This is a genomic window from Homoserinibacter gongjuensis, assembly GCF_030161875.1.
GTDB lineage: Bacteria > Actinomycetota > Actinomycetes > Actinomycetales > Microbacteriaceae > Homoserinibacter > Homoserinibacter gongjuensis.
On record NZ_BSVA01000001.1, the window covers coordinates 2,188,448 to 2,204,189 of the forward strand.

Consider the following 15,742-nt stretch of genomic DNA (forward strand, 5'->3'; position numbering starts at 1 on the left):
TCTCGAGTCAACGCGAGCGTCAGGCCTGAACTGCGTTCCCGCAACACCTCACGTCGAGAAGAGCACCCCTGTCTTAAGGTTCGCGTGCCGTCGGGGACAGGCTCGTTTTGGGGGTGACGGCGTGGCCTGACGAGAGTGGTACTTTTCGCAGGTGGCAGAACTCCTAAGCGCCAGTTCAACGTCCGCGGGCCAGCTTTTTAGTAACGCTCGGTTCACCGTTCCCGAATACCAGCGCGAGTACGCATGGACCACCACCGAGGTCTCCGAGTTCTGGTCCGACGTTAAGGGATCCCTGAACGAGGATTCCTACTTCCTCGGGCTACTGATCTTCACGAAGGAGGATGGTCGGAGTTTTGTTGTTGATGGCCAGCAGCGTCTGCTCACGCTCACCTTGATGGCCGACGCGCTCCGCCGGGCCGCTCGCTCGCTCGGTAGGAGGGCCCTAACTGAGCGGCTCGAGTCAACGTTCCTCTACGCAATGAACTACGACTCTGAGGAAGTGGAACCGCGACTCAAGCTGACGGATCGAGCCGGTGACCGCACACTCAGGGACGCGCTCGAGTCCGGTAACGACGTATCGACCATCGTCGTCCCCGATGAGCTATCCGACAGCGAGGAAGACGCGGCGGCGAGCGTATCCGATCGCATCCTTGCAACCCAGCGCTACCTATACGCGCAGTTGATGAAGGACCTAGCTGATTACGATTCGTTCAAGCGGCTCGGGCAGTGGTCGGAGTTCTTGCTGGAGAAGCTCATCTTCGCGGTGTTTGTGCACCCCGATCGCAACGCGGCGTACAAGGTTTTCGAAGTCGTGAACGCCCGTGGCCGGGAACTCACGACTGCCGACCTCATCAAGAGCTACGTGCTGAGCGAATCGACCCAGGAGTATCGGGACACGAATTATGTCCGCTGGCTGAAGTTGACCGAGGCGTTCCGGAACGGCGGACACGAGAGCCAGTTTGTCCAGTTCATTCGCCACGTTGTTACTCTCCACCACGGCTTTGTGCTACCGAGCAACCTATACAAGTTCATTTCTACGAACTACAAGAAGGCTGAAGGCGTCGAACTCCTGCTCGACCAGCTCGAGTCGCAGCAGGCCGTCTACGAGCAGATCATGGACCCGACCTCGGCCGGCCCGCTGAGCGACCGGCTGCTTGGAGTGGTGTCGGCCTTCGACTTGCTGGGCCTGCGCGGTGTGAGACCGATGTTGATGGCGATTGCTCGGTCTGCCGAAGCGGATACCGGTGGCATCGAGCTCCTGCGCCTCGTCGTGAAGCGTGTGGTCGTCGGCAACTTCGGTACCGGGAACATCGAACGACGGTTCAGCAATGCTGCCCATGCGGTATGGAGAGAGAACGGCGAATGGCGCGCGGGACTTGAGACGCTCGCCGACCTTGAACCAGAACGGGCCGAATTCGAGGCGAAGCTTCGCGACCGGTCCTTCAATAAGGACGTTCTTCTCTTCCTGAGAAGCTCGATCTCCCAGCAAACTGTCACGCCGTCGCTCGACTCATATCTCTACCAAGTCCGCCCAAGAATCGCCGGGCCGTGGCCAGGTTTCGGCGATGAGGAATTCAAGGTCGTTGGCTCCACACTTGGTAACTCCTTTCTATCGACGGAGGGGCGTCGCCCTAAGGGATCCAGCACACCCGTTGGCTTCGTATCGCTGCTGTGGCCTACTGCCGCGCCCGCGGAGCCACTGGCCGCGTTGTCGACTGACGAGCTCGCGGAGTGGGATGCCAATCGTGCTCGCGCGATTGGTAGCACTCTCGCGCATAGGGGAGCGGACCTCTGGTATGCGGCGGCCTAGTCCGGCCGCGACGCCTGTGCAACGTGTTCGGCGTGTCCTAGCACGGGAGACGACGTCGGGGCTCGAGGTTCTGCCCTCCATAGCGGGATCTGTAGGCACGGAGAGCGTCATTTCGCCTGCGGCAGAATCGACGAGTCTTTGGGCCCTTGGTTTTGATACCAATGCACTCTTCAAGATCGCATCGCATTCCAAGGCCGCCACGATTATCGACGGGCTCGACGCGTCTCCTTATCACTTAGTGATGCCCGGACAGACCGCCCAAGAGTTCTGGAACAACAAGGTGGCCGGGCTACCCCGAGTGTCCGGTGACATTGGATCGACATTTGCTTCCCTCAAAGGGAAAGTTGAACAACTCGACGATGCGCTGGGATTGGACATGCCTCTGGCGGCAATCGAAGGGGCCCTACAGGAATTCGAGGCCGTTCATCAGGGCCTGACATCGACACGAGTGAACTCAGGGCTTAAGTCCCTCTTCGAGATGCTGGACCGACGCGCCAGATTCCCGTTCGTACCGCGCGACGCGTTCCTCGCAATCGGACAGGCGCGGTACGCGACGAAGACCCCACCCGGATTCAAGGACTCTGCACCGTGGCTAGGAGACTTCTTTGTCTGGGCGGACTTCCTGCTTGGGCTGGCTAGCGTGACTTCGCCCCGGCAGGGGCTCGTGGTCATGGTGACCGAGGATCGAAAGTCCGATTGGGAAGTGCGGGGCCACGTGCACCCGATCCTCGCTGGCGAAGTGAAGGCACTCACGGGCTGCCGCTTTCAACTTTGGACTGTCGAGCAGTTGCGAGAGCTCGTCGAGAGCACCTGAGCTAGCGCCGACCTCGCCAGCACCTCTTACTCGTACCTCGCCCGATATCCTCGAAATACCACCTCTAGCGTGATTCGAGCCAGCACCTTGCAATAGGTCCTCGCGGCCTTGCGGCAGCGGTCGCTAGTCGTGGGTGCGTGAGGAACGAATCGGTGACAACTGATCGTTAGTGCCGGGAGGCGCTGGCGGGGAGGATGTCATCATGCCCGGTCCCTATCCGAAAGAGTTCCGCGAAGACGTCGTCGCGGTTGCTCGTAGCCGTGAGAGCGGCGTCACCATCAAACAGATCGCCACCGACTTCGGTATCAGCGAAGCAACGCTGCAGAATTGGCTCCGCCAAGCCGATATCGAAGACGGCAACCGTCCCGGTCGGACCGCCGCCGATGCCGCCGAGGCCCGGGAGTTGAAGAAGCGGATCCGCCTGCTCGAGCAGGAGAACGAGGTCCTTCGCCGTGCAGCGGCGTATCTGTCGCAGGCGAACCTGCGGCTCGGTGGCTCCCCAAAATGACGTACCCGCTCGTATCTGAGCTCGCCGAATCGGGAATCCCCGTGACGGTGTCGTGCCGGGTCCTCAAGCTCGCAAGACAGCCCTGCTACCGGTGGCGTAACGATCCCGTCCGCACCGCCGACGTGCTCCGCGCGTATCGGATCAACGCGCTGCATGACGCGCATCATGATGACCCGACGTTCGGGTACCGATACCTCGCCGACGAAGCCCGTCGAGCGGGGTGGCGGATGAGCAGGCGGACGGCGTGGAAGCTGTGCTCGCAGGCCGGGATCCTCTCGTCCGCGCAGCGCCGGCGACGCGGGAAGGGCAAGAAGGCCGGGCCGCCCGTGTTCGACGACCACGTCCAGCGGGTGTTCAGCGCTGATGCACCGAACCGGCTCTGGCTCACGGACATCACGGAGCACTGGACGAGCGAAGTCAAGCTCTACTGCTGCGCGATCAAAGACGTGTTCTCCAACCGGATCGTCGGGTACTCGATCTCAGACCGGATGACCGCGAAACTCGCCGTCGATGCCGTCCGAAACGCCGTCGCCCGCCGCGGTGAGGTCGCCGGATGCATCCTGCACGCCGACAGGGGCAGCCAGTTCCGCAGCCGGGCCATGGCCCGCGAGCTGCGCCGCCACGACATGGTCGGATCGATGGGAAGAGTCCGCGCCGCCGGAGACAACGCCGCCATGGAGTCGTTCTGGTCACTGTTGCAGACGAACGTCCTCAACCAGCAGCGGTGGGCGACTCGGCAGGAGCTGCGGCTCGCGATCGTCGTCTGGATCGAGCGGAAGTATCACCGCCAGCGCGCGCAAGACACCCTCGGCGGTTGACGCCCATCGACTTCGAAGCCAAGCTAACCGAGCCGCAATCTCTCGCGGCCTAAACCGAATCTGTCACCGATTCCTGCTTCACGCCCGGGTGTGGGCGCCGTAACCAGGTGTGTTTACACTGAGCGCCACCGCGTCCTGGGCAGCTCTTGGTTGGTACTGGCGGCCACTGCAGTCGCGGCAGGAAGGCATGACTCGTGAGAGTTCAGTCCAGCTAATCGCACCAGTAGCACCGTCGAGCTGGGTTCGGGACACGAACGATGTTCGCGCACAGGCTCGATCCACTGCAGTCGGCGTCAGAGGCGCTCGCCTCAATAACGGTCGAGTGGGCTGGCGGCGATACCTACCTCGCAACTCCGAAGGCCTCCCGGCCGCGTCGCGTTTCCCGCCCGCGATGAGCTGGTCGCCCGGCATCGCCACCGCCCCACTGGAGGGCAATGCCGCGCAGCATCAAGCCCGACCAAGCCGGGCTATGCAACATCAAGCTAGCGAGCAGTAGGCAGATTGCAGATTACGATCTGCGAATGGATGACCTGCGTCCGCTCACCGAACGCTTGATGCTGCTTCAGGACAGGCTCGATGCGGCCTACTTCCGGCCAAGGTACAAGACTGTCGGGCGGCTAGCACACGGTTGGACGAAGCGAGTATCTCGGGGCGTCGGCGCGATTCTGGCGGGTGTTGACGCAGGATACTCGGGCGAATTGTCCCCGATGGGCCGTTCGGTGGTGGAACACGTCGTCGCACTCAAGTGGTTGGTCGCTGAGGGCGACCGAATTAATTCACCCCTTCGGACCAACTACGGGCTCCAGATCTCGAAACTGGGCGAGGCTTGGAGGTCAGCTAGCGCGGGGTCGGTCGATGAGGCGGGGCTGGCCGCAGCGATCGCCTCTTCCGAGCACGATGATCACGGCCGCGATCACTTTCAGCAGTTCGCGCATCGAGTCGTCCATGGGAACGAGGAAGACCTGCTGATGTACAACGCCACCCTCATGGAGTCGCACGCAACGTACCGGTCGGCAGCCGTCTATTGGAGCAAGAAAGACCCCAAACCTACCGCAACGGAAGAGTGGGTCAACTGGGAGAGCTTTTGCCCGCTGTATCTATACCAGGGGTTGCGCGCCTACAGCGGGATACTGCTCGCGCCACCGTGGAAAGAGGAGCTCGCAGCTGCACGCGCGGCACTTGTGGCTCAGGATCCGTCCTTGGATCGCATCCTTGATTGAGGGCGAACGTGCGGCGGGGGTATTCATGAGAAGCCGGTTGTCCCACACCTGCGCGATTCGGAGCCGGCTGAGCCTTCCCTCGTCGACTGAGTAGAGCCCGATGAGCCCCGCCGCTACCACTCCTCTGCATCCCGTTTCCCGCGCGTTCATCGTGCGGTGGTGAATCGGTCGCCCGACGTCGCCACCCTGACAGGCATCGCCGCCCCACCCGACGGGGTGGCGCCGCCGCGCGAAGGGACCCCCGATGCACCTCAGCACCTCCACATCCGCTGACACCCGTTTCCGTGCGCTCACTGCAGCGACGGCGATCACGGCGCTCCTCGCATCTGGCGTCGCAGCAGCAACAGCCGCCCACGCCGCCGAGCTCCCCACCGTCGTCATCAACGAGGTGGAGTCGAGCGGGGGCACGCCTGCCGACTGGGTGGAGCTCAAGAACATCGGCACCGAGCCGGTCGACGTGAGCGGGTGGATCGTCAAAGACGACAACGACAGCCGCGTGAAGGCCATCCCGGCGGGCACCACCATCGCACCGGGCGGGTACTTCACATTCACCGTCGACGAGGCGCCGAACGGGTTCGGGCTGGGCAGCGCCGACCAGGCGCGGCTGTTCCTGCCCGATGGCACCACGCTCGTTGACGGCACCAGCTGGGCGGCCCACGCCACCTACACCTGGGGCCGCTGCGCCGATGGCACCGGCGCGTTCGTGCAGACCACCGCGTCCACCCCGGGCGGCGCCAACGCGTGCCCCGACGCATCCGCAACCCTGAAGATCAACGAGGCGGTCAGCGACGGCGGCACCCCGGGCGACTGGATCGAGTTCGTCAACACGGGCGATGTGCCGGTCGATGCGGGCGGACTCGTCGTGCGCGACAGCGATGTGGCGAACCCCTACACGATCCCCGCCGGCACCTGGGTGGCGGCCGGCGGCTACCTCGTGCTCGACAACGGCACCCACTTCGCGTTCGGGCTCGGCAAGGGCGACTCGGTGCGCCTCTACGCCACCGACGGCACCACCCTGCTCGACTCCACCACCTGGCCCGCCGGCACCCACGCGGCACCCTCGTGGGGCCGCTGCCCGGATGCGTCGGGCACCTTCGAGATCACCACCGCGGCCACCAAGGGGGCCGCCAACCAGTGCACGGACCCCGGCACCGACCCCGGCGCCACCGTGAACGTGAGGATCAACGAGGTCGAGTCCTCCGGCGGCACCCCCGGCGACTGGGTGGAGCTCGTCAACCTCGACACCGACCACGCCGCCGACCTCACCGGCTACCGCATCCGCGACAACGACACCGGCCACACCGCGGTGCCGTTCCCGGCGGGCATCATGATCGAGTCGGGCGGCTACCTCGTGATCGAGGAGGACGCCCTCGGATTCGGGCTCGGCTCCGGCGACTCGGTCACCCTGTTCGCGCCCGACGGCACCACGGTGGTCGACACGACCATCTGGACCGGCCACGCATCCGTCACCTGGGCCCGCTGCCCCAACGGCACCGGCGACTTCCGCGACTCCGGCGCCTCCACCAAGGGCCTCGCCAACGACTGCAGCACCACCGACCCCGGAACCGACCCGGAGCCGGGAGTGGAGGTGTGGCCCGGCGGCACCACCCTGACCGCCGTGCCCACCGACATCCCCTTCTCGGGCGACCTCTCCGGCCTTGACTACGAGACCCCCGTGCTCGGCGACCCCATCCTGTGGGCGGTCACGAACGGCACGGGCGTGCTCTCGAAGCTCGCCCCCGGCACGGGCGGCGCCTGGAACGGCGCGAGCGGATGGGGCGCGGGCAAGCAGCTCGCCTACCCCGACGGCTCCATCGCCCCGGATGCCGAGGGCGTCACGGTCGCCGACGGTGGCTCCGCGGGCGGCGTCTACGTGGCCACCGAGCGCTCGAGCGCGGCCAGCTCCACGAGCCGCCCCTCCATCCTGCGCTTCGACGTGAGCGGCGCGGGCAGCACCCTCACCGCCACGAACGAATGGAACCTCGGCGCCGACCTCACCGCCACCGTCGGCACGATCGGCGCGAACTCGGGCCTCGAGGGCATCACCTGGATCCCGGATGCGGTGCTCACCTCTCGCGGCTTCCTCGACGAGGCCACGGGGCAGCGCTACGACCCCACGCTCTACCCGAACCACGGAACGGGCGTGTTCTTCGTGGCGCTCGAGAAGACGGGCGACGTGTACGCCTACGTGCTCGACCTCACCGGCAGCGGCTTCACCCGCATCGCCACGATCGACACCCCGGGCGCGATGGAAGTCGACTACGAGCCGGAGACGCAGCTGCTGTGGGCGGTGTGCGACGAGGCCTGCGACGGCCGCACGGCCACACTGCAGATCGACACGTCGGGCGCTTACGAGGTGACGCACCGCTACGCGCGGCCCGCGGCATCCGCCAACCACGCCAACGAGGGCTTCGCGCTCGCGCCGCAGTCGGCGTGCGTGTCGGGCCAGAAGCCGGTGTACTACGCCGACGACGCCAACACCGACGGCGTCTCGCTGCGCGTCGGCTCGGTGCGCTGCACGGCGGTGCCCGGCGGCGGTGACGGCGGCGCGCCGGGCGAGGGGAGAACCCCGGCGGCTCGACTCCTACGGCCCCGGCCGACACCGACCTCACGCCCGCCACGCAGGGCGGCGTCACCGGACCCTCGTCTGCCCGCGCCGGCTCGACCATCACGGTCACGGTGGGCGCTGACCGCGCCGGCGCCCGCGTCGACGGGTGGGTGTTCTCCACCCCCGTGCACCTCGGCACCCACACCGTGAGTGCGGCGGGCACTATCCGGCTCACGCTGCCGACCACGCTCGCCGCCGGTGCGCACCGTATCGCGGTGCTCGACGCCGACGGTGCCGTGATCGGGTGGTTCTCCATCACCGTGCGACCCGCGGCACTCGGCGCCACCGGTGCGGATGCAACAGCCACGGATGGGGGCTCGCGTTCGCGGCGCTGCTGCTCTCAGCGGGTGCGGGGCTCGTGGTGCTGCGCCGGCGCACGTCGCGGGTGGAGTAGCGCGGCGGGCGTTAAGCGGTCGTGTCCACGTCGACCTCGTCTTGTGCGCGTCGTATGGGCGCCAGTCTCGTCGTCACCTGAGATATGCGTCTGCCGCGCGTTCGAGGAGGCGCGGCAGGGCGGTGGAGCGGGAACGACGGGCTAAAGCCGATGGCGTCGTCGTGCCGCGGTTGTCGTCGGCGATACAGTGTCGACCGTGCCCTACTGGACAATTGACCCGAGTGCGATCTTGAAGTCGCTGGGAGCGCGGCGGCAAGTCTTCCACTCAGAGGCTGACCTTCAGTTCGAGTTCGCGAATGAAGTGAGGGTGCTGTATCCGGAGGCACAGATCCGCCTTGAGGTGCCGCTCTCGCCGCGAGAGTATGCAGACATCGTCGTGGTCGGTCCCGATGATTCGGCGGTAGTCATCGAACTCAAGTATCTGACGAGGAAATGGAGCGGACCCGTCGCGGGCGAACAGTTCGCGCTGAAGAATCACAGCGCGCTCGATCTTCGTCGCTATGACGTGATGAAGGACATCCGCCGAGTGGAGCAGTTCATCGCCGAGCGCCCGGGCTGGTCAGGCTACGTCGTCACACTGGCAAACGACGCTGGTTATTGGACGCCTCCTCGCGGCGAACGAGTAAGCAACGATTCGGAATTCCGAATCCATGACGGTGTCGTGATCAACCCCGGCCCGCGAGGGTGGGCCTCGAAGACAGCCAGCACCCGGAAGCGCGAGGCGGCGATCCACATCGGGGGCACGTACGCTCTGCGGTGGGCCGATTACACGACTCTTGACGCGAGTATTGCGGGAGCGTTCAGGTATCTGATCGTCCCGGTATCGCTCAGCGAGTAGATTGTCGTCGAGTCGCGCGCCCGAGCGCATGCTCTCGACGCAACCTTCGATTGGTCGCTGAGTCAGTTCGACGACCGCGCCGCCACCGACTCTGCAATGCGGGCGTTCCGCGCGTCGACGAAGCTCAGCATCCGCTCTCGGTAGTCGAGGTAGCTCTCCAGATCGGCCGGAAGCGGTGAGCCCGTGAAGTCGTCGAAGTCGGCCCAGAACTCGACCGTCGAGTAGTCGTCGCTCACGAGATCCTGCAGAAGCCAGAAGTCGACGTATCCCTTGAACGAACCGAAGAGCGCGAAGAAATCGGCGTAGCGTGCGAGCACCTCACTGAGAGGGTTGGATTGGCCGTCGTAGAACCTGCGGATGCACTCCAGGGCGAGGTCGAACCTGTCCTCGAGTTTGCGGTTCACGCCGCGTGCTTGATTGATCGTGTGCTTGCGGTCGATGCGCACCCCCGGGAAGAGGATCATCCCGCCCATCCGGTATCCGCGGCGCAGCGCAGCCTCGCGGTCGTCGGCAGGCAGCGCGGAGACGATGTGCTGCATCTTGAGGTGGCGAGCGAAAGTCCGGTGGATCGTGTCGCTCGACAGCAGGAATAGCCTGCCTTCTGACTCGCGCCGAAGGTATCCGCGGCTTCCTCCGTCGCTCAGAATGAAGTCGGTGCCGTCGGGAAGCGGCTTCGACCAGGCAAGCCGGTGGTAGCGCCGCAGGGTCGCGCTACGGCTGTCGGGGTCGCCCCCTCCCGCATCCGCTCGGAAATCGAACTCGGGGTCGTATTCGGGTGTCATAGCCGCCACCGTAGTGGGGCGCAACGACATGAGGTCGACGCTTACGCTGTGCCACGCGACTCAAGGGATGGGCACGGTGCGCTCGCGCACCCACGAGGCGCGAGAATGGCACCAACGGGCGACCCGGCCCGCGCTCTTCGACGACGAGGATGCCATGACCACGCGACTGCGCGACGTGCGAGACAGGGTGGTGCTCATCACGGGCGCCGCCCGCGGCATGGGACTGCTCTATGCCCGCTACGCGCTCGACGAGGGCGCCCGCGTGGTGCTCGGGTGGGATGCCGACGAGGCCGCACTCTCCGAGGTCGCCGCCGAGCTGGGGGAGCGCTTCTCGCCCACCGTCGTCGACCTCTCCGACGCGGATGCCATCGAAGCCGCAGCCGCCGCGGCGATCGAGAACCACGGCGCCCCCGACATCCTCATCAACAACGCCGGCATCGTGCGCGGCAAGCTCTTCGTCGAGCACACGCGCGCCGACATCGACGCGACGATCGAGGTGAACCTGCTCGCCCCCATGCATCTCACGCGCGCCGTGCTGCCCGCCATGCTCGAGGCGCCCGAGGGGCGGCGCATCATGAACATCGCGAGCGCCGCCGGCCTGCTCGCCAACCCCCGAATGAGCGTGTACGCGTCGAGCAAGTGGGGCCTCATCGGCTGGAGCGACTCGCTGCGCCTCGAACTCGAAGCGTCGGGCATCGGCGTCACGACGGTGTGCCCGTCGTACGTCGCCACCGGTATGTTCGCGGGAGCCCGCGGCCCGCTCTTCACGCCCGTGCTGTCGCCCGAGCGCATCGCATCCGCCCCCTGGAAGGCGATGAAGCGCGCCAAGCCCTTCCTGCTCATGCCCGGCATGGTGCACGTGAGCAAGCTCGGCCGCGGCCTGCTGCCGCCGCGCGCGTGGGACACCGTGGGCGGGCGCTGGTTCCGCGTCTACAGCTCGATGGACGAGTTCACGGGCCGCGGCGACGCACGCTGACATCATGAACCCATGACCGAGTCAGCGCAGACCGTCGACGACTACATCGCCGCGTTCCCGCCCGAGGTGGCCGCGCGACTGCAGCAGGTGCGCGCCGCGATCCACGCCGAGGTTCCGGATGGCGAGGAGCGCATGCGCTACGGCATCGCCGCGGTGATGCTCGGCGGCCGCTACGCCCTGCACTTCGCGGGGTGGAAGAAGCACATCGGGCTCTACCCGGTGCCCGCGCTGCCCGAGCCGCTCGAGGCCGAGGTCGCGCCGCGCCGGTCGGGCAAAGACACGGTCGGGTTCCCGCACGACGAGCCATTGCCTATCGAGCTCATCTCGCGCATCACGCGCGCGATCGTCGAGCAGCGATCGAAGGAGGTGGCCGGATGACGGCCCTGCGCAGCTACGGCGCCGGCGCGCTCGGTGCGGCGCTGCTGGTGATCGGCATCGTCGTCGTCACCACGCAGCCGGTCGGTTTCGGCTGGACCGCGTACGCCCCGCTCACCGACGCGACGTTCTCGCCGCCGTTCCCGACGCCAGCCATGTGGATCGGCGGTGCACTCGCGGCCGTGGGGCTCGCGCTGCTCGCGGGCTGGGTCGGTTTCCGCCTCGGGCGCCGCGGCCCACGTCCCGACCCCACCCAAATCGTGCAGACGCCCCGCGACCTGTAGAAATGACCCGTGGATGCGTTGAGAAGGTACGGAGTCGTCGGTGTCGGTACCGGGCTGCTCATCGTCGGTGTCGTGCTGCTGATGCTGCAGCAGCCGAGCGGATTCGGCTACGCGTCTGTCGACGCCACGGGCCTCGCGGGCGAGTCCACGGCCCCCGACCCGACGGTGCCCGCGATCGTCGCGATCGTCGGTCTCGCGCTCCTCGCAGGCGGCATCGGGTTCCTGCTGGGGCGTCGCCCCGGTCGCGCCGCGCGCGTTCAGAGCCGCTCGAACGTGTAACCGTCGCGGATCTCGGCGCTGAAGTAGGCGCCCTTGCTCGGGGCTGCCATGAGCGCGTGCACCACGAACGCGGGCACCTCGGCGTAGCGGTACACGTCGCCGCTCGTGAAGCGGATGTCGAGCCGCTCCGCGCGCGCGTCGTAGCGCACCGCGTCGATCACCGACGACTCCACGGGAACCCAGGCCACCATCCGATCCTGCGCCCCGGCGCGGGCGAGCGCCAGGGGTTCAGCGCAGCGGCGTGTACGCGGGGGCTGCGGATGCGTGCGGTCCATCCAGCGTTGATGATCGCGCAGCGCGCCCGTGACGGCGGCTCGGATCACGAGGTAGAGCAGCAGCAGGCTGATCGCGATGCCGCCTACGTAGATCAGAATCGGGGCCCAGACCCATCCCCAGCTGTCGAGTTGCATGCCGCCATAGTGGCGTATGCGGGCCTCCCGCGGGTCAGCGCCGCCCGCTAACGTGGCGCCGTGAGCGACAAGATCGACCTCAAGAAGCAGCTCGAGTGCTACGCGGCGCGGCGCAGCGAGTTCCGCATCCTCGAGGTGCCGCCCGCGAACTATCTCATGATCGACGGCGAGGAGACCCGAACACGCCCGTCTTCGCCGAGGCCACCGAGTCCCTCTACCCACTCGCCTACACGATCAAGTTCGCGAGCAAGCGGGAGCTGGGTCGCGACTACGTCGTGCCGCCGCTCGAGGGGCTCTGGTGGGCGGATGACATGGCCGCGTTCACCGCGCGCCGTGATAAGTCCCGCTGGAGCTGGACGCTGCTCATCATGCAGCCCGAATGGATCGAGGCCTCCCTCGTGGATGCCGCCCGCCGCACGGTCGAGGCGAAGGGCGCCCCGACGCGACTGCACGACATCCGCTTCGCGACCCTCGAGGAGGGACTCTGTGTGCAGACGCTCCACGTCGGCTCGTTCGACGACGAGGCGCCGGTGCTCGCGCGCCTGCACGACGAGTTCATCCCCGCGAACGGCCTGCGCATGACGGGCCACCACCACGAGATCTACCTGAGCGACCCGCGGCGCACGGCGCCCGAGAAGCTGCGCACGATCCTGCGCCAGCCCGTCGAGCGCGTCGCGGACTGACGCGGCACGAGCCCCTCAGCAGTCGCTCTTGGTGAACTCCATCGCGTACACATCGCCGGTGCTCTCGACCGTGTAGGTGTACTTCATGGCGATGTCCTGGTCGAGCACCTGACGCGTCTCCTTGGTGCTGCAGAGGCCCGGCAGCACGACGCCCTCGAGCACCTCCTGCGTGACGACCGACGGGTCGACGTCGACGAGCGTGTAGTGGTAGTGGATCGCGTCCTGCTCGGCGGTCACGTCGGTGAGCACCGTCACCTCGTCGATCTGGCGCGGCGGGTCGAAGGTGTCGAGCGCCTCCTCGACGCCCTTCTCGATGAGCATCTGCTTGCTGGGCCCGCTCAGGGCGTCGAATGCCGCGCGCACGCCCCAGTACACACCGAACGCCACGACCAGGCTCACGACCGGCACGATGATCTTCACCGCAAGCGGCACCTTCTTGCGCGGCGGCTGCGGGGTGGGCGGCACGGATGCGGGCACTGCGGCGGGCGGCACGGATGCGGTGGGTGGCACGGGCTGCGCGGGCGCGGCGGCCGCTGCTGCAGTCGGGTCGGTGGGCTGGCCGGTGCCGGATGTGTCGGTCATCCGTCCTCCTCGTCTCGTGGTGGTGCCCGCGGGACGGATGTCGGACGAGCTGAGCGCGAGCCTAGCTCACCATCGCGGTGGGGTGTGCGGGCGGGTGGGGCACCCTCCCGAAGCGGCCTAGGCTCGTGCCATGACGACGGCACGACGACGAGGAGCTCTCGCCGTCGTGACGGCCGTCGCGCTCGTGGCGCTCAGCGCGGGCGTCGCGGTGGCGGTGAGCGACGCGCTCGGCATCCGTGCGGAGCCCGCCGAGCAAATGCGGCCCGCGCCCGCGCAGGCGCCGCAGCGCACGAGCTTCACCGCGCCTCCCGCGTTCACGAGCATCCAGGCTCCCGACACCGTGCGCATGCAGCTCGCGCTCGATGAGCTCGACACGGCGCTCGCGGGCGCCGAGAACACCGAAGGCGAGGCGAGCCTCGAGGTCGTCATCACGGGCACGGCCGTCGACGACACCTACACCCTCACCGGCACCCCCGACGCGCTGCGCATCGAGGCGGCGGGGGAGCCAGGCGCCGTACGCGGTGTCTACGACCTGGCCGCGGCCGTTCGAGCCGACGACGACATCCGCACGCACCTTGGCGAGACCGTCACCTCGACGCTGCCGCTGCGGATGGTCGACCTCGGTGCCGTCGGCGTCGAGGCCGACCCCGCCCAATGGGTGGCGGGCGACGACTACTCGCACGTCTCACGGGCCTTCGAGAACGCCTATCTCGAAGAGGCGCCCTACATCGACGACGCGGCCCTCGCCGACGACTACGAGCAGTGGGATGACTACTTGCGCCACGTGATCGGGCTCGGCTACAACGCGGTCGCCTGGCCGGGCTTCGTCGAGTACGTCGACTTCGCCACGGCCGACGGGGAGGTGTACCCGGAGGGCGACCCGCACATCGCTCGCGCCGCCGCCCTGCGCGCCGCCTTCACCCCGTTCTGGGAGCGGGCCTCCGAGCTCGGCGTGAAGATCTACCTGCGCACCGACATGCTCGCCCTCACACCGCAGCTCGCCGACTACTTCGACGGGCGTTTCGGCTCGGCCGACACCGAGAACCCCGAGCTGTGGCAGGTCTACACCGACGCCCTCGACGAGCTCTACGCGGAGGTGCCGGCGATCTCGGGCATCCTCATCCGCATCGGAGAGGGCGGCAGCATCTACGCCGAACCCGGCTGGGACTACTACTCGGCGCTCGCGGTGCGCAGCGTCGAGGCGGTGCGCACGATGCTCACCGCGTTCACCGATCAGGCCGAGTCATCCGGGCGCGAGGTGGTCTTCCGCACCTGGAGCGTCGGCATCGGCGACGTGGGCGACATGCACACCGACGCCGACTCCTACCGCGCGGTGCTGGACGGGCTCGACTCGCCCGCCCTCATCGTGTCGACCAAGTACACGCTCGGCGACTTCTACAGCTGGCTGCCGCTCAACGCGACGCTCGAGGCGGGGAGCAACGGCGCATCGTCGAGTTCCAGTCGCGGCGCGAGTTCGAGGGCTTCGGTTCGTTCCCCAACGACCTCGGCGCCGAGTTCCAGTGGGCACTGCAGACGCTGCTCGCGGCGAACCCGAACATCGAGGGCGTCTGGACGTGGACGCAAGACGGCGGCCCGTGGCGTGCCGGTCCCATGACGCTGTATCTGACATCCGGGTTCTGGCAGCTCGCCGAGCTCGGCACCATGCAGGCGGTCGCGCTCGCCCGCGACCCCGACACGGATGTCGCGGGCGTCACCTACGCCTGGGCGCGCCGCTACCTCGCGAGCGATCCCGGCACCGCGCTCGCGGTGGTCGACGCGATGGCCTCCTCTCGCACCGCGATCATGCAGGGCCTCTACCTGCAGGGCTTCGCCGAGAACCGCGTGTTCGCGGTGGGGCTCGAACCGCCGCCGCAGATGTGGCTGTTCGAGTGGGACATCCTCACCGGCGACACCGCGACCCTCGACACGATGTACGCGATCATCGGCGCCGACCGGGTCGAGCAGACGATTCGGCAGGGCGACGACGCCGTGGCGGCGGTGCACCGGATGCGTGAGATCGTCGAGGGCGCGTCGTCGCTCGGATGGCGTGACGGCGCGCGGCAGCAGCTGCTCGACAGCCTCGACTACGAGGCCAGCACGCTCGAGCTGCTGAACGCCTACCGCGCGATGTTCCTGTACCAGGCCGAATGGCACGACACGGGGTCAGCGGATGCCTACACGCGTTGGCAGACCGCGCGCGACGCGTTCGCATCCGCGTCGGCCGACCACCTCGAGCGCTACACGGGCGACGTCGAGCACCCCGCGTGGAACCTGACGGCGGCCGAGCTCGGCGTGGAGCGCGCGGATCGCGACCTCGCCATGGCGTGGATCGCGCGGGCGCTGCTCGCCCTGACCCTGGCC

The 15,742-nt window shown here is 67.3% G+C and carries 13 protein-coding genes and 2 pseudogenes; 12 read left to right on the forward strand and 3 right to left on the reverse strand.

Annotation, left to right across the window (positions count from 1 at the left end; all coding sequences use genetic code 11):
• The first annotated feature begins 151 nt into the window (after nucleotides 1-151).
• The 6 genes and pseudogenes from QQK29_RS11805 (at nucleotide 152) to QQK29_RS11830 (ending at nucleotide 9,010) form a co-directional block, all read left to right on the forward strand.
• Nucleotides 152-1,810 (forward strand): DUF262 domain-containing protein, encoded by a 1,659-nt coding sequence (locus QQK29_RS11805; protein WP_284300512.1) that lies wholly within the window; start codon nucleotides 152-154, stop codon nucleotides 1,808-1,810.
• A gap of 241 nt (nucleotides 1,811-2,051) precedes the next feature.
• The gene (locus QQK29_RS11810) at nucleotides 2,052-2,624 is read left to right on the forward strand and encodes a PIN-like domain-containing protein (protein WP_284300514.1); all 573 of its coding nucleotides are present in this window, start codon (nucleotides 2,052-2,054) and stop codon (nucleotides 2,622-2,624) included.
• A 202-nt stretch (nucleotides 2,625-2,826) separates the two neighbouring features.
• Nucleotides 2,827-4,003: pseudogene (locus tag QQK29_RS11815) on the forward strand (IS3 family transposase).
• A 468-nt stretch (nucleotides 4,004-4,471) separates the two neighbouring features.
• On the forward strand, nucleotides 4,472-5,170 hold the full coding sequence (locus tag QQK29_RS11820; protein WP_284300516.1) for a hypothetical protein: 699 nt from the start codon (nucleotides 4,472-4,474) through the stop codon (nucleotides 5,168-5,170).
• Between the two features lie 244 nt (nucleotides 5,171-5,414).
• Nucleotides 5,415-7,928 (forward strand): lamin tail domain-containing protein, encoded by a 2,514-nt coding sequence (locus tag QQK29_RS11825; RefSeq protein ID WP_284300518.1) that lies wholly within the window; start codon nucleotides 5,415-5,417, stop codon nucleotides 7,926-7,928.
• Between the two features lie 440 nt (nucleotides 7,929-8,368).
• Nucleotides 8,369-9,010 carry a hypothetical protein gene (locus tag QQK29_RS11830; protein ID WP_284300521.1) on the forward strand — a complete coding sequence of 214 codons (642 nt, stop codon included), beginning with the start codon at nucleotides 8,369-8,371 and terminating at the stop codon, nucleotides 9,008-9,010.
• Nucleotides 9,011-9,072: 62 nt separating this feature from the next.
• Here QQK29_RS11830 and QQK29_RS11835 read toward each other — a convergent pair whose 3' ends face one another.
• Nucleotides 9,073-9,792, reverse strand: coding sequence for a DUF6994 family protein (locus QQK29_RS11835; protein WP_284300523.1), 720 nt, complete (start codon nucleotides 9,790-9,792; stop codon nucleotides 9,073-9,075).
• A gap of 67 nt (nucleotides 9,793-9,859) precedes the next feature.
• On the opposite strand from QQK29_RS11835, the gene QQK29_RS11840 reads away from it, so the two are divergent.
• The 4 genes from QQK29_RS11840 to QQK29_RS11855 are packed head-to-tail and all read left to right on the forward strand — an operon-like array spanning nucleotide 9,860 to nucleotide 11,706.
• Complete coding sequence (locus QQK29_RS11840) at nucleotides 9,860-10,768, forward strand: SDR family NAD(P)-dependent oxidoreductase (protein ID WP_284300525.1); 909 nt, start codon at nucleotides 9,860-9,862, stop codon at nucleotides 10,766-10,768.
• Nucleotides 10,769-10,780: 12 nt separating this feature from the next.
• Nucleotides 10,781-11,146, forward strand: coding sequence for an iron chaperone (locus tag QQK29_RS11845; RefSeq protein WP_284300527.1), 366 nt, complete (start codon nucleotides 10,781-10,783; stop codon nucleotides 11,144-11,146).
• On the forward strand, nucleotides 11,143-11,427 hold the full coding sequence (locus QQK29_RS11850) for a hypothetical protein (protein WP_284300529.1): 285 nt from the start codon (nucleotides 11,143-11,145) through the stop codon (nucleotides 11,425-11,427). The genes QQK29_RS11845 and QQK29_RS11850 overlap by 4 nt, the downstream gene beginning before the upstream one ends.
• Before the next feature lie 9 nt (nucleotides 11,428-11,436).
• The gene (locus tag QQK29_RS11855; RefSeq protein WP_284300531.1) at nucleotides 11,437-11,706 is read left to right on the forward strand and encodes a hypothetical protein; all 270 of its coding nucleotides are present in this window, start codon (nucleotides 11,437-11,439) and stop codon (nucleotides 11,704-11,706) included.
• Here QQK29_RS11855 and QQK29_RS11860 read toward each other — a convergent pair.
• Nucleotides 11,685-12,116: a KTSC domain-containing protein gene (locus tag QQK29_RS11860; RefSeq protein ID WP_284300533.1), complete on the reverse strand. Its 432-nt coding sequence runs from the start codon at nucleotides 12,114-12,116 to the stop codon at nucleotides 11,685-11,687. The two genes, QQK29_RS11855 and QQK29_RS11860, sit on opposite strands and share 22 nt — an antisense overlap.
• Nucleotides 12,117-12,176: 60 nt before the next feature.
• Here QQK29_RS11860 and QQK29_RS11865 point away from each other — a divergent pair.
• A pseudogene (locus tag QQK29_RS11865) lies at nucleotides 12,177-12,799 on the forward strand (GyrI-like domain-containing protein).
• Nucleotides 12,800-12,814: 15 nt separating this feature from the next.
• Here QQK29_RS11865 and QQK29_RS11870 read toward each other — a convergent pair.
• Nucleotides 12,815-13,381, reverse strand: coding sequence for a hypothetical protein (locus tag QQK29_RS11870; protein WP_284300535.1), 567 nt, complete (start codon nucleotides 13,379-13,381; stop codon nucleotides 12,815-12,817).
• 130 nt (nucleotides 13,382-13,511) lie between these two features.
• Between QQK29_RS11870 and QQK29_RS11875 the strand changes: the two genes are divergently transcribed.
• Nucleotides 13,512-14,996, forward strand: a complete 1,485-nt coding sequence (locus QQK29_RS11875; RefSeq protein ID WP_284300537.1) for a hypothetical protein — start codon at nucleotides 13,512-13,514, stop codon at nucleotides 14,994-14,996.
• The last annotated feature ends 746 nt before the right edge of the window (nucleotides 14,997-15,742 follow it).